This window comes from Streptomyces sp. NPDC007264 (genome assembly GCF_042869095.1).
Taxonomy (GTDB): domain Bacteria; phylum Actinomycetota; class Actinomycetes; order Streptomycetales; family Streptomycetaceae; genus Streptomyces.
Window position 1 is genome coordinate 1 of sequence record NZ_JBIAFD010000028.1, and the last position, 12,257, is coordinate 12,257.

Consider the following 12,257-nt stretch of genomic DNA (forward strand, 5'->3'; position numbering starts at 1 on the left):
CTCGTCCTCGGCGACAAGACCCCCGCCGAGGCCATGAGAGAATGCCTCGCAGGCCCATTGATCAGCTGATTCGCGACCACTGCTGGAAACCGCCCGCTGTCCAGCGGGCGGTTCTGCCATTCCGTCATGCCGGCCATCACGCTGTCGGTGATCGTGGAGATCGTGGACTTGGAGATTTCCGTGCCATACACCTCGGCGAGATGCGCGGAGATCTCCCCGTGCGTCAGCCCTTTCGCCGACAGCGACAGGACCATCTCGTCCACCCCGCCCAGACGCCGCTGCCGTTTCTTGACCAGCTGGGGCTCGAAGGACCCGGTCCTATCCCGCGGCACCGCGATCTCGACCGGCCCCGACTCGGTGATCACGGTCTTGGACCGGTGCCCGTTGCGGTAGTTGTCCCGACCGCCCTCGGCCCGCTCGCCAGGCTGGTGCCCCAGATGATCAGTGAGTTCGCCCTCCAGGGCGGACTCCAGCACCCGCTTGGTCAGCTGCTGCAGGAGGCCACCCTCCCCGGTGAGCTTCACGCCACCGGCCTGAGCCCGGGCAACCAACTCGGCGACCAGCCCGTCATCCACGGCGCTCGTCCCACTCACAGGGGCCTTCCCGGCCTCGGTGTCACTCGTCACGTCAGTCAGCAACTGTCGCTTCCAGCTCGGGAGTTACACCGCTCACCGTACAGACCCTCTCGTTGCCATGGTGTGCGGCGTCAGTGCCGTGCAGTAGAGCAACGTCAGGGCGCTCGCACCTCTGGAGAGCGAGGGAGCGATCCAGCCAGGTTTCTTCACCGTCGGCGCGGTCGCCGAAGCCCTTGAGGTCGGTTCAACGGGTGCACTCGCCCGAGCCGATCAGTTCGGGTACACGGCTGTTTCCCTCATAGACGGCAACAGACCAGCGGGTGTAATTCCAGTTCTGGTTGCTGTTGTATTCGGCTGTCAGCTTCCGGCAGAGGGTCGTGGAGACGGCGTCTTGGAAGTCGGCCCGTTGGGCTCGGCCGATGAGTGCTCCGTCGGTGTCCCGGGCCCACACGTATGCGGCCCTTTCGACCGGGTCGAAACCGAGGTCGATCGCGTCGCTCGCGGCAAAGGGCTCCAGGCCCTGCCCCTCGGCGATCCTGGCATCCCAGGCGGCGGTGATGGCCTTGTCGGTGGCGTCGGCGACGCGGATCTCGGCCTTGTCGCTGCTCGGTATCCCGGCGGTCGCGATGCCGAACTCATCGCCTTGCCACTGCCCGGCGATCACGTTGTAGCACCCGTCGGTGGCCTCGCCGAAGCCGAGGACGCTCGGTTCGAGGTCGCCGTCGAAGTTCTTCCAGGAGATGACGAAGCGCCCGTAGGACCAGGTGGTGGGATGGTCCATGAGCCGGTATGCGAGGGCGGTACAGGCGGCCATGTCCCCGGCCCGGCGGAACACCTCCTGGTGGTCCTCGGGAATCTGGGAGATCGGACCGCCGGTCACCATCACGGTTTGCGCCCGCTTGTTGAACGTGACCGTGGGCGTCATGAAGTCCATGTCCTTGGTGGCGAGCATGGCCGCCATCCGGTCCCGGATCGCCTTCTCGACGTCCTTCTCCTCCGAGGTGCTCGCGACGGTGCTCGCCCTCCACTCCTCGGCCATCGGTTCGGCCACATCGCCGGCACGCGTGAACGCCGGGTCGGGCACCCCCGCCAGCGGATCTGAGGGGACGACGGCACTGCGCGGATCGGCCGACGATTCACTCGCGTCACCCGCCCCGCCGGCCCGGGTGGTCGGGACGGGGGCGTGCGCGCGCGTTTCCGTGCGTACGGTGGAGCGGCCCGTGGGGCTCTGGGCCACGCTGGTGTCACCCAGGGCATCGCTGTCACCGTTGGTGGGGAAAGCAAGGGCGGCGCCGGCGATACCCCCGGCCACGGCTGCGGCGACGAGGACAGTCGCGATGGTGCGTCGGCGGGTGGACGAGGACGGCGCATGCCAAGTCTGGTCGTCCAGCGTGGGCATGTGCCACTCGGTCGTGATCAGTCCGCCCACCAGGGTGGGCTCCAGTCCTCCGTCGCCGCCGAGGACCCGGGTGGCCTGTGAGGCCAGGAGCCTCGAGCACTCCTCCGCCGCCTCGAGCGCGGTCATCCGCTCGGACGGGTCCTTCGCGAGGGCTCTTTCCAGAATCTCCCGCAGCTGCTCGGGGACCCCCACGAGGTCCGGGTCTCCCGACATGACGCGGAAGGCGACCGCGTCCGGCGCGCCGGTACCGAACGGAAGGCGACCGGTGGCGGCGTAGGCGACGAGTGCGCCCCAGGCGAACATGTCGCCCTCGGGCCCGGCCGTACTGGAGCGGTAGTACTCCGGACTGATCCAGCCCGGGGTGCCGGTCATGATGCCGGTGCGCGTGACGCTGGTGCCGTCGGAGGCGCGGGCGATCCCGAAGTCCAGCACGCGGGGCCCGGCGGGAGTGAGGATGACGTTCTGCGGCTTCACGTCGCGGTGGACGACGCCGGCCTGGTGGATGGCGGCCAAGGCTTGAGCGGTACCGGTCGCGAAGGCGTACAGGGTGCCGTCGGCGAGCGGACCGCGGTCGGACAGATGCTGGTTGAGGGTGGGGCCGGGGGCGTAGGCCGTTGCCAACCACGGCTCCGCGGCTTCGGCGTCCGCGGCGAGGAGCGGCACGAGGCACGGACCCTGTACGCGGGCGGAGAGTTGCACTTCCCGGCGGAACCGCGCCCGGAACTCCGGGTCCTCCGCCTGCGCGGGATGGATCACTTTGACCGCGACCCGAAGCCCGTCCGTCGTGAGGCCGGCGTGGACGACGCCCATGCCGCCGGAACCGAGACGGCCGATGATCCGGTACGGACCGACGCGGGAAGGATCACCGGGTCGGGCAGGCTGCACCCGTCCGCCGGAGCCGGCAACGCTCACAGACAGTCCGTTCCTTGATGTGCCATGTGTGGTGGGGCGGTTGAGCCGTTCTCAACACCGACCTTCCTCGGTAGTGAAGCGCCTGCGTGACAGGTGAAGGAACTGTGAGGTTGCCTCGATCCGGAAAAAGTCACCTGATCGTCATAAGACTCGCCAACGGTGAGGGCCTAACGCCTGCCACGGGCACAACCAGGGCTCCAACGCCGGACCACCGCAGGTCGGTGGAGCAACTGCCACAAGAAGACCCGAGCTTCCCAGGCTGAGAGCCCCATGTGAGGACCGCCCGGGACGGAACACCGCCAACGGCGGTGGCAGGTGGATCGCCCGACCCCGACCGTAGCGATCCGGCGGGAGGAGCGGAACCATTCGGTTCGACCCTCATTCGAAATCAAGCGGTCCCACGCCCAGATCCTCCCGCATGAGGCGGCGCATCCTGGCCATGGCCGCGCGCCGCTGTGCGATCAGGGGCGCGTCGTCATCGGAACCGACGGACAGCCCCCGGGCATAGGCATCGCGGAGCCGGCGCAAGCTGTGGAACGCCTCATTGCCGGCGGCCACCACGTGCGGTGCGCCCATGAGCCAGAGGCGTTCACTCGCCGTATACAGCCCGGTGCGGCGAAAAGCTTCCCGCACCGCCGCATCCCGCGCCGACTCGGACAGGTGGTCGCCCAACGCAACGGCCCGTATCTCCTCACCCGCAGCTTTGAGCGCGGAGACGTACTCGGTGTACACCTCGCGTCGCGCTTCCAAGGCATGCCGGGCTTCCTCGCGCCGCCATCGATTGCGATCAGCGATCAGCGTGGCGGCGATGCCGATCACAGCACCGGTCAGCGTCGAGAGCAGCGGCATCCAGTCCATGGGCCGCAGCTTGTCCGAGACGACACGACCGCGCCAGAACGGGTCCCGCACGTCCGGGTTCCCGGCGGGCCGGGACGCGGTGGCGGACCTGCCGGAACGGCCGCAGCAGGAAGGCAACTCGCCCTTCGTGCTGCGACCGTTCCAGGTCCTCACACTGCGGCTGCGACCGGAGTGGCTACTTGCGTCCCACGCCCTTCTCGCCGATGTGGAAGATCTTGTGACTGTCTCGGCTCATGTCGACGACCAGCTTGGTTGTGGTGCCGCCGCCCCAGGTGAGGGTGACGACGGCCTCCGTGTAGGTGCCGGCGGAGCCGCTGCCGGTGACCTTCCACGCGACCGGGACGTTCTGGGCCTCCAGGACGCCGTCGGCGTGCTCCCGGTCCTCCCAGGACGCCAGTTCCTCCTGGAAGGCGGGGGTGAGGTAGTGGCTGCGCAGGGCCTGTCCGAGGTTGCCGCGGTCCTCGTCGACCACCGCGTCGATGTAGGTGCCGTAGAAGTCGGCGATGCGCGTGATGTCGTCGGACGGCATGCCGCTGACGCTGCGCGAGGCGCCGGCGGAGGCCTGGGCGGCGGCGCCGAGTCCGAGAGCGACGGCGAGGACGCCGGCCGTCAGAACCGTACGCGTCTTGGTGTTCATGGGTGTTCTCCGTTTTCCGAGTGGTCGTGAACCACGCTGAGTGGCGCGGTGGTTGGTCGATGGGCGCCCTCCCCACCCCGGTGGGGGAGGACGGCCCTCGCCATGCGGTTCGGTGGGCTCGTTCGCAACGAGCCCAGGTGCGGCGGGAGATCGGCCGCCGCGAGCAGGTCGGGAGCCTCGGCGGCGGGGTGCGCCGGTGTGGCGAGCGTCGTGCCGAGGGCGGGGCCCGTGTCGGTGAGTGCGGGAGGGTGCCTGCTCAGGTGCGTCTGGACATGGGTGTCCCCCGTGGATGAGTGCATGGGTGTCGTGTGTCGCCCGCCGCCGGCTGGTCGGTCCGGCCCTGGTCGGTGCGACACCAAGAGCATCAGCCGTTACGGCGGCCCGGCGCAACGCCGGACGCCCGTCCGGCCGGGGTGGAACCGTCCCATCCCATCTGACGTGCAGGTATATGAGCCACCTGGGATACGGAGACGCGGGGGAGGGCGGGGAACGGTGTCGACCCGGGACGACGTCGAGCAGTTCGCGGCGCTGCTGCGTCGGCTGAAGGAGCGCACGGCCCGGAGCTACGGCTCCCTGGCCCGGCGCCTCAACATGAACACCTCCACGCTGCACCGCTACTGCGCCGGCGAGGCGGTCCCTCAGGACTACGCCGCGGTCGACCGCCTGGCCGCCTTCTGCGGGGCGTCGCCGGAGGAGCGCCTCGCACTGCACCGCCTGTGGCTGCTCGCGGTGGCGGCACGGCAGCAGTCGAGGGCGGGTGCGGAGACGGCAGCAGCGGCGGCGGAGACGTCGGGGTCGGCAAGAGGCGAGGAGGCAGCGGAGACGGCAGAGGCCGAGGGGGCGCCGGAACCGACAGGGGGCGAGGGGGCTTCGGGTCCGGACAGCCGGACGGCGCAAGGCGTGGGGCCGGGCGCTCCCGGACCCGGTGGTCCCGGCCCGGGTGGTCCCGGCCCGGGTGGTCCCGGCGCCGGTGGTCCCGGCCCGGACGCTCCCGGACCCGGTGGTCCCGGCCCCGGTGGTCCCGGCCCGGGCGCTCCCGAGCCGGATGGTCCCGAGCCGGATGGTCCCGAGGCGACGGCCCAGGCGGACGCGACCCGCTCGGCCGGACGGCCCTGGTACCGCCGTCGCCGCATCGCCGTCGGCGCCGCCGCGGCAACCGTGTTGCTGGTGACGCTGGGCAGTCTGTCGGCGCTGTCGGCCGGTCGGTCCCACGACCACTCCGCCGGGGCCCCCGATCAGTCCCGTACGGCAGGAACCGGCACGTCACACCATCCCTCGGCCACCGCGTCCGGCTCCTCCTCCGGTCGTTCGCCGGCCTCGCCCTCCGCAGGACAACGGGCTTCGGGGAACCCGGAGTCGAAGGGTGAACCGTCGACGGGCACGAAGGGCGACGCCGGCGTGCCGCTTGTCTGGACCGCTGACTCGCAGGTCTGGCAGGGCGGTTGCGGGCACGACTACGTCATCGGGAAGGAGCCGGCCCAGGTGCCGCCGCCGCCGGTGGAGCAGGACGCCGAGGCGTGGGCGGCAACGCAGGGGGTGGTGCACGGGCGGCAGACCTCGGTGCAGATCTCGGTGCAGGGTAAGTCGTCCACGGCCGTGGTCCTGGAGGCCCTCCGGGTCCGCGTCGTCAGCCGCGGCACCCCGGTCACCGGCAACGCGTACGCCATGGGTCAGGGCTGCGGCAGCGACCTGCCGCCCCGCAACTTCGCCGTGGACCTGGACGTCAACCGCCCGATCGCCCACGCCCGCCCCGGCGACGACAGCGGAAGGCGCGTCCCCGCGGTGACGTTTCCCTACCGCGTCTCCGCAGAGGACCCGGAGGTGCTGCTGGTCACCGCGACGACCGAGGCGTACGACTGCACCTGGTACCTGGAACTCGACTGGTCCTCCCAGGGACGCACCGGTACGGTTCGCATCGACGACCACGGCCGCCCGTTCCGTACCAGCGGCATCAAGGGCCTGCCCCACTACTGGTACGGCACGAACGGCGACGGTGTGCGTCAGTGGGTGCCCGTCGGCTCTTGAAGTGATCGGCGTAGACGTCGAGCAGCGGTGGCCAGAGGCGGGGGCGGTGCTGCAGGGCGGCCGTGCGGGCCCGGGCGCGGCTCCGGTCGGCGCGGATGCGGCGATCCGGCCGCTGCCGCTGCCGTCGCGGGCCCTCGGGCTGCTGCCTTTCGGCGTGACCGGCTCGAGAACTCACGGAGATGCCTGCCGCGCCCTTCGGCTACCGGTGCGAGGGTGGGGACGGGAGGCCGGCGAGGCCGGGTGCGGTTTCCGGCCACACCAGCAGCACGGGGCAGGGGGCATGGTCGACGACGAAACGGCCGGCCGGGCCCAGGCTCTTGGGTCCGAGGTGGCTGCGGTCGCCGTCACGGGCCAGGATGAGCAGGTCGGCGCCATCAGCCGCGGCGACGACTTCCCGTTCGATACGGCCGGTGCGTTCGACCCGGGTGCAGCGGCGGCCCAGCCGGTCGGCGGCCTGCTGCAGCAGCTGCGCGGCCGAGACGGAGGCGAGTTGCTCCAGGCGGGTGCCGGGGTCGCGTTCGGGATGGCCGCGGCCGAGCAGTCCCGCGTAGGCGCCGTGCGCGGCGCCCGGGATCTCGTGGCCGGTCACGTGCAGCAGGACGATCCCGGCGCCCTCGGGCGCATGGGTGCGGGCGGCGTCCACACAGGCGGGCCAGGTGCCTTCGACGATCCAGACGATGACGGCCATCCGCTCACCCTCCGACTCCGGCTCCGTCGTGGTCAGGTTCCGATCAGATGCAGGGACGCCCACAGCGCCGCCACCGAGCAGGCGAGGGCGGCGGGCACCGTGTACAGGCCGAGCCGGGTGAACTCGCCCAGCTGCACGTCGGTGTCGTGCTCACGCACGATACGCCGCCACAGCAGCGTCGCCAGGGACCCGGCATAGGTGAGGTTGGGGCCGATGTTGACGCCGAGCAGCACGGCCAGGACCGGGGCGGGACCGGCATGGGCGGTGAGCGGCAGCAGGACCAGGACCGCGGGCAGGTTGTTGATCAGGTTCGCCAGTACGGCGGCCAGCGCGGCGATGCCGAGCAGGGCGGGCAGACCGCTGCCGTCGGGGACCACGTGGCCGAGGGCGTCGGCGAGCCCGTTGTCGACCACCGCGCGCACCACGATCCCGAGGGCGAGGACGAAGGCGAGGAAGGGAACGGCGGCTGCCCGCACGACGGCGGACGCCGTGGTACGTCGCTGGGCCAGCGCCCGGGTGGCCAGCACCAGCGCACCGGCGCACGCCGCCCACACCGGGTTCACCCCGACCGCCGAGGTCACCACGAACCCGGCCAGCGTGCAGACCACCACCACGAGGGCGAACACCGGCAGCTGCGGCGGCTCGGCGGTGAGCGGGGCCCGCGCCCCGGCGTCCAGGTCGGTGGCGAAGAAACGACGGAAGGCGACGTACTCGACGCCGACCGCGACCAGCCACGGCAGGGCCATCAGCGCGGCGAAGCGGGTGAAGCTCAGCCCGCTGGCCGCGAACGCCAGCAGGTTCGTCAGGTTGGACACCGGCAGCAGCAGCGAGGCCGTGTTCGAGAGGTGGGTGCAGGCGTACACGTGGGGCTTGGGCCGGGCGCCGAGGCGGGCGGCGGTGGCGAACACCACCGGGGTGAGCAGTACCACGGTGGCGTCGAGGCTCAGCACCGCCGTGATCACCGACGCGACCACGAAGACCTGTGCCAGCAGCCTGCGCGGCCGTCCCGCGCCGGCGCGGGCCATCCAGGCCCCGCAGGCGTGGAACAATCCCTCGTCGTCGCACAACTGGGCCAGCACCAACACCGCCGCCAGGAACCCGATCACCGGGCCCAGCCGCTCCGCCTCGGCCCACGCGGCACCCAGCGACACCGCCCCGGTGGCGATCACCAGCGCGGCGGCCGGTACCGCGACCACCGCCTCCGGCCAGCCGAACGGGCGCACCACGGCGCACGCCAGCACCAGCACGAGCAGGGCGACGGACAAGACCTCCGCGAGCGAGGCGTTCAGGGCAGGATCCTTCCGGGCAGCGGCGACGAAGCCGTCCCATCGAACCAGTCGGCTCCTCGCGGCTCACCGCCGGTCGGTACTCGGGTGTGCCGTGTCCGGCGGCCGACGTCATCTGTCGGTCTGCAGCGGAAGGTTGTTGCGATGCGGAGGGCGGCCGGCCGGCGCGGGCGGTCCTGGCGAAGCCCGGTGGTCGTCCGCCGTGGTGCGCGCGCCGCCTGGATCCACCCGGGCCTACCGGTTGTAGCCTCACCCCTCATGAGCTGGCTGCCCGACGACTTCGTCCACCCCGTCCATGTGCCCGTGCCCGGCACCGCGCTGCACCTGCGGCCGATCCGGGAGGCGGACACCGCTATCGACTACCCCGCCGTGATGGGCTCCCGCGAGCGCCTGTGGGCGATCTTCGGCCCGGCCTGGGGCTGGCCCAAGGAAACGATGACCTATGAAGAGGACCGCATCGACCTGCTGCGGCACGAGAAGGAGATAGCCGCGCACCAGTCGTTCAACTACGCGCTGCTGGACGAGGAGGAGTCGGCGGTCCTCGGCTGCGTCTACGTCGACCCGCCGGAACGCGTCGGCTCCGACGCGGAGATCTCCTGGTGGGTGGTGGACGACCTCGTCGGCGGGGAGGCGGAACGCGCGCTCGACGCGCTGGTGCCGCAGTGGATCGCCGCCGACTGGCCTTTCAAGCAGCCCCGTTGTCTGGGCCGCGACATCACCTGGCAGGACTGGCTCGCGCTGCCGCGCGCCGCGTGACGCCTGCGGGGCCCGAGGCCGTGCCTCGTCACCCGCTCCGCAACAGCCCCGGGGCCGCGACCAGGGCTGTTGTCGTTCGAACCGGTTCGCGACGGCGGTCCGCGCGGCCCGTTCGGTGAAGATGCGATCGCGCGCGCGACGGCGGGGTCCGCCACCGAAAGGGCCTGCCGCGCCCTCGATCGGCGGCTGACGCCGAACGTGGCGTCCTGCGTACGTACGGTCAGCGGCTCACGCCGAGTGCGGCGTCCTCCGTACGGTCCGTGGTCTCGTCCGCGCGGTCCGCGTTCGCGGCGTCGCTGAGCCCGAGGCGCAGGTGCTCGATGTGGTAGACGGCCTGGTCGAGGAGTTCGGCGACGTGGTCGTCGTAGAGGGCGTAGATCACCGAGCGGCCCTGGCGGCGGCCGACGACCAGGCCGAGGTTGCGCAGCAGGCGCAGCTGGTGGGAGCAGGCGGACTGCTCCATGCCCGCCTCGGCGGCGAGTTCGGTGGCGGGGCACGGGCCTTCGCGCAGGCGCGACAGGATCAGCAACCGGGAGGGGGTGGCCAGAGCCTGGAGGGTGGTGGCCACCCGGGCGGCGCTGTCCGCGTCCAGGCGGGTGCGCGGGACGGGGTTGTCGGGGGGAGCTGCTCCATGGCCCATGACGGCCATCATACAAGCGATACTTGAAGACCTCTTCATATGTACCTGTATGGTGGGCGGGTCGATCCGTTCAGCCCTCCCGAAGGGTTCTTCGTCATGCCGTCCCCCCTGACCGAGCGGCCCGCACCCGCCGCGCCGACGCCCATCGCGCCCGCGCCCGCCGCGCCCACGCGCCCGGGCGCCGCCCTCGGGCGGCGGACCCGGGTCTTCGCGCTGCCGGAGGCCCGTTGGGCCGCAGCGGCCACGCTGCTGTTCCTGCTCGCGCTTCCGCTGCAGTCGGCCGGCGCGCCTCTCTGGAGCTGGGGCACGCTCTACGGGCTCGCCTACGCCGCCGGCGGCTGGGAGCCCGCGCTCGCCGGACTGGAGGCACTGCGTGAGAAGAGCCTCGACGTCGACCTGCTGATGATCGCGGCGGCACTGGGTGCGGCGGCCGTCGGCCAGGCGGGCGACGGCGCACTGCTGATCGTCATCTTCGCCACCTCCGGCGCCCTGGAGGCGCTGGCCGCCGCGCGCACCGCCGACTCGGTGCGCAGCCTGCTCGACCTGGCGCCCGCCACCGCGACCCGGCTGCGCGCCGGGGGCACCGAGGGCACCGAGGGCACCGAGGAGACCGTGCCCACCGCCGACCTCGTCGTCGGCGACATCGTCCTGGTGCGGCCCGGCGAGCGGATCGGCGCCGACGGCCGGGTACTGGACGGGACCAGCGAGGTCGACCAGGCCACCATCACCGGCGAACCGCTGCCCGTCGTGAAGGAGCCGGGCGACGAGGTGTTCGCCGGCACCCTCAACGGCACGGGCGCACTGCGCGTCGAGGTCGGGCGGGACGCCTCCGACTCGGTGATCGCCCGCATCGTGCGGATGGTCGAGGAGGCCTCCGGGACCAAGGCTCCGACCCAGTTGTTCATCGAGAAGGTCGAACAGCGCTACTCCATCGGCATGGTGGCGTCGACCCTCGCCGTGTTCGCGGTGCCACTCGCGTTCGGCGCCGCACTGACCGGGTCGCTGCTGCGGGCCATGACCTTCATGATCGTGGCCTCGCCGTGCGCGGTGGTGCTGGCGACCATGCCGCCGCTGCTGTCGGCCATCGCCAACGCCGGCCGGCACGGCGTGCTGGTGAAGTCCGCCGTGGTGATGGAACGCCTGGGCCAGGTGGACTCGGTCGCCCTGGACAAGACCGGCACGCTCACGGAGGGCACCCCGCACGTCACCGACGTCCGGCCGTTGCCCGACTCCGGCATGGACGAGGAGGAGTTGCTGATCCTCGCGGCGGCGGCCGAACACCGCAGCGAGCATCCGCTGGCCCGCGCCGTCGTGGAGGCCGCCCGGGCGCGCGGTCTCGCGCTGCCGGTCGCGGAGGACTTCACCTCCACCCCGGGCGCCGGAGTCACCGCCACCGTGGACGGCCGCAAGATCGCGGTCGGCGCTCCCGCCCGGCTGCTGTCCGGCGCCGAGGACGCACCCGCCGCCGTCACCGCCGAACTCGAGGACGGCGGGCGCACCGTGGTCCTGGTGCTGGCCGACGGCGCACCGGCCGGAGTCCTGGGCATCGCCGACCGGCTGCGGCCGGACGCCGCCGCCACCGTCGCCTCCCTCGCCGGGCTCACCGGTCCCGCACCGATGCTGGTCACCGGTGACCGTCCCCGCGCCGCCGCCCGCCTGGCGGCCGAGGTCGGCATCACCGACGTCCGCGCCGGACTGCTCCCGCAGGACAAGGTGGCCGCGGTCAGGGAGCTGGAGCGGGCGGGCCACAGGGTGCTGGCCGTCGGCGACGGAGTCAACGACGCTCCCGCCCTGGCCGCCGCCCACGTCGGCATCGCGATGGGCCGGGCAGGCTCCGATCTGGCGCTGGAGGCCGCCGACGTGGTGATCGTCCGCGACGAACTGGCCACGGTCCCCGCCGTGGTGGCCCTCTCCCGCCGGGCCCGCCGCCTGGTGGCGCAGAACCTGGTCGTCGCCGCGGTGTTCATCTCCGGCCTGGTGGTCTGGGACCTGGCCGGCACCCTGCCGCTGCCGCTCGGCGTCCTCGGCCACGAGGGCTCGACCGTCATCGTCGGCCTCAACGGCCTGCGGCTGCTGCGCGAGGCGGCCTGGACCCGGGCCCACACGGAGAGCCGCCGCTGACCGCCCGCGCGGAGAGCCGCCGCCGACCGCCCGTCCACAAAGCCCCGCTGACCGCCCGCGCGCAGTGCCCCGCTCCGCCCGCACGGAGGGCCCCCGCTGACCCGTTGCGCCCACGGTCCCCGCCGCACCCGCACCGCTGCGGCGGGGCCGTGGGCGTCCGGCCGCTCCGACGGCGCCTCCGCCGTGGGGGATGCAGCCGGACCAAGGCCCCCTTGCTCCGGCCTGGTGGCACATGACCCGCCACCTATATGGACATGGATTTCATTTTCATCTAAGGTGCGGAGGGCGCCGCCTCCGCACGAGCCGCCTGCGCGCGCTCTGCCCGGTCTCGACGACGACACGGCGGTCATGGTCCGTCGG

The 12,257-nt window shown here is 72.3% G+C and carries 10 protein-coding genes; 3 read left to right on the forward strand and 7 right to left on the reverse strand.

The window, feature by feature from the left end:
- The 4 genes from ACFYMU_RS31830 to ACFYMU_RS31845 all read right to left on the reverse strand — a co-directional run.
- A partial coding sequence (locus tag ACFYMU_RS31830) for a transposase (RefSeq protein ID WP_388380995.1) occupies window positions 1-593 on the reverse strand: 593 nt, incomplete at its 3' end.
- Window positions 594-819: 226 nt separating this feature from the next.
- Window positions 820-2,886, reverse strand: a complete 2,067-nt coding sequence (locus ACFYMU_RS31835) for a serine/threonine-protein kinase (protein ID WP_388380796.1) — start codon at window positions 2,884-2,886, stop codon at window positions 820-822.
- Between the two features lie 378 nt (window positions 2,887-3,264).
- Complete coding sequence (locus ACFYMU_RS31840; RefSeq protein ID WP_388380799.1) at window positions 3,265-3,744, reverse strand: hypothetical protein; 480 nt, start codon at window positions 3,742-3,744, stop codon at window positions 3,265-3,267.
- A gap of 175 nt (window positions 3,745-3,919) precedes the next feature.
- Window positions 3,920-4,381 carry a hypothetical protein gene (locus ACFYMU_RS31845; RefSeq protein WP_388380802.1) on the reverse strand — a complete coding sequence of 154 codons (462 nt, stop codon included), beginning with the start codon at window positions 4,379-4,381 and terminating at the stop codon, window positions 3,920-3,922.
- Window positions 4,382-4,873: 492 nt separating this feature from the next.
- Here ACFYMU_RS31845 and ACFYMU_RS31850 point away from each other — a divergent pair, with 492 nt between their 5' ends.
- The gene (locus ACFYMU_RS31850; protein ID WP_388380805.1) at window positions 4,874-6,406 is read left to right on the forward strand and encodes a helix-turn-helix domain-containing protein; all 1,533 of its coding nucleotides are present in this window, start codon (window positions 4,874-4,876) and stop codon (window positions 6,404-6,406) included.
- Window positions 6,407-6,605: 199 nt separating this feature from the next.
- Here ACFYMU_RS31850 and ACFYMU_RS31855 read toward each other — a convergent pair whose 3' ends face one another.
- Entirely contained in the window at window positions 6,606-7,094 is a 489-nt protein-coding gene (locus ACFYMU_RS31855) for a universal stress protein (protein WP_388380808.1), read from the reverse strand.
- 32 nt (window positions 7,095-7,126) lie between these two features.
- On the reverse strand, window positions 7,127-8,383 hold the full coding sequence (locus ACFYMU_RS31860) for an SLC13 family permease (RefSeq protein ID WP_388380997.1): 1,257 nt from the start codon (window positions 8,381-8,383) through the stop codon (window positions 7,127-7,129).
- Between the two features lie 255 nt (window positions 8,384-8,638).
- Here ACFYMU_RS31860 and ACFYMU_RS31865 point away from each other — a divergent pair, with 255 nt between their 5' ends.
- Window positions 8,639-9,136: a GNAT family N-acetyltransferase gene (locus ACFYMU_RS31865; RefSeq protein WP_388380811.1), complete on the forward strand. Its 498-nt coding sequence runs from the start codon at window positions 8,639-8,641 to the stop codon at window positions 9,134-9,136.
- Window positions 9,137-9,356: 220 nt separating this feature from the next.
- On the opposite strand, the gene ACFYMU_RS31870 is transcribed toward ACFYMU_RS31865, so the two are convergent.
- Window positions 9,357-9,776, reverse strand: a complete 420-nt coding sequence (locus ACFYMU_RS31870) for an ArsR/SmtB family transcription factor (protein WP_388380813.1) — start codon at window positions 9,774-9,776, stop codon at window positions 9,357-9,359.
- Window positions 9,777-9,872: 96 nt separating this feature from the next.
- On the opposite strand from ACFYMU_RS31870, the gene ACFYMU_RS31875 reads away from it, so the two are divergent.
- Entirely contained in the window at window positions 9,873-11,897 is a 2,025-nt protein-coding gene (locus tag ACFYMU_RS31875) for a heavy metal translocating P-type ATPase (protein WP_388380816.1), read from the forward strand.
- The last annotated feature ends 360 nt before the right edge of the window (window positions 11,898-12,257 follow it).

Bases quoted from the DNA above. Each gene is read 5' to 3' on its own strand.
- ACFYMU_RS31840 (WP_388380799.1), bottom strand. From the start codon at position 3,744: ATGGACTGGATGCCGCTGCTCTCGACGCTGACCGGTGCTGTGATCGGC.
- ACFYMU_RS31845 (WP_388380802.1), bottom strand. From the start codon at position 4,381: ATGAACACCAAGACGCGTACGGTTCTGACGGCCGGCGTCCTCGCCGTC.
- ACFYMU_RS31855 (WP_388380808.1), bottom strand. From the start codon at position 7,094: ATGGCCGTCATCGTCTGGATCGTCGAAGGCACCTGGCCCGCCTGTGTG.
- ACFYMU_RS31865 (WP_388380811.1), top strand. From the start codon at position 8,639: ATGAGCTGGCTGCCCGACGACTTCGTCCACCCCGTCCATGTGCCCGTG.
- ACFYMU_RS31870 (WP_388380813.1), bottom strand. From the start codon at position 9,776: ATGGGCCATGGAGCAGCTCCCCCCGACAACCCCGTCCCGCGCACCCGC.
- ACFYMU_RS31875 (WP_388380816.1), top strand. From the start codon at position 9,873: ATGCCGTCCCCCCTGACCGAGCGGCCCGCACCCGCCGCGCCGACGCCC.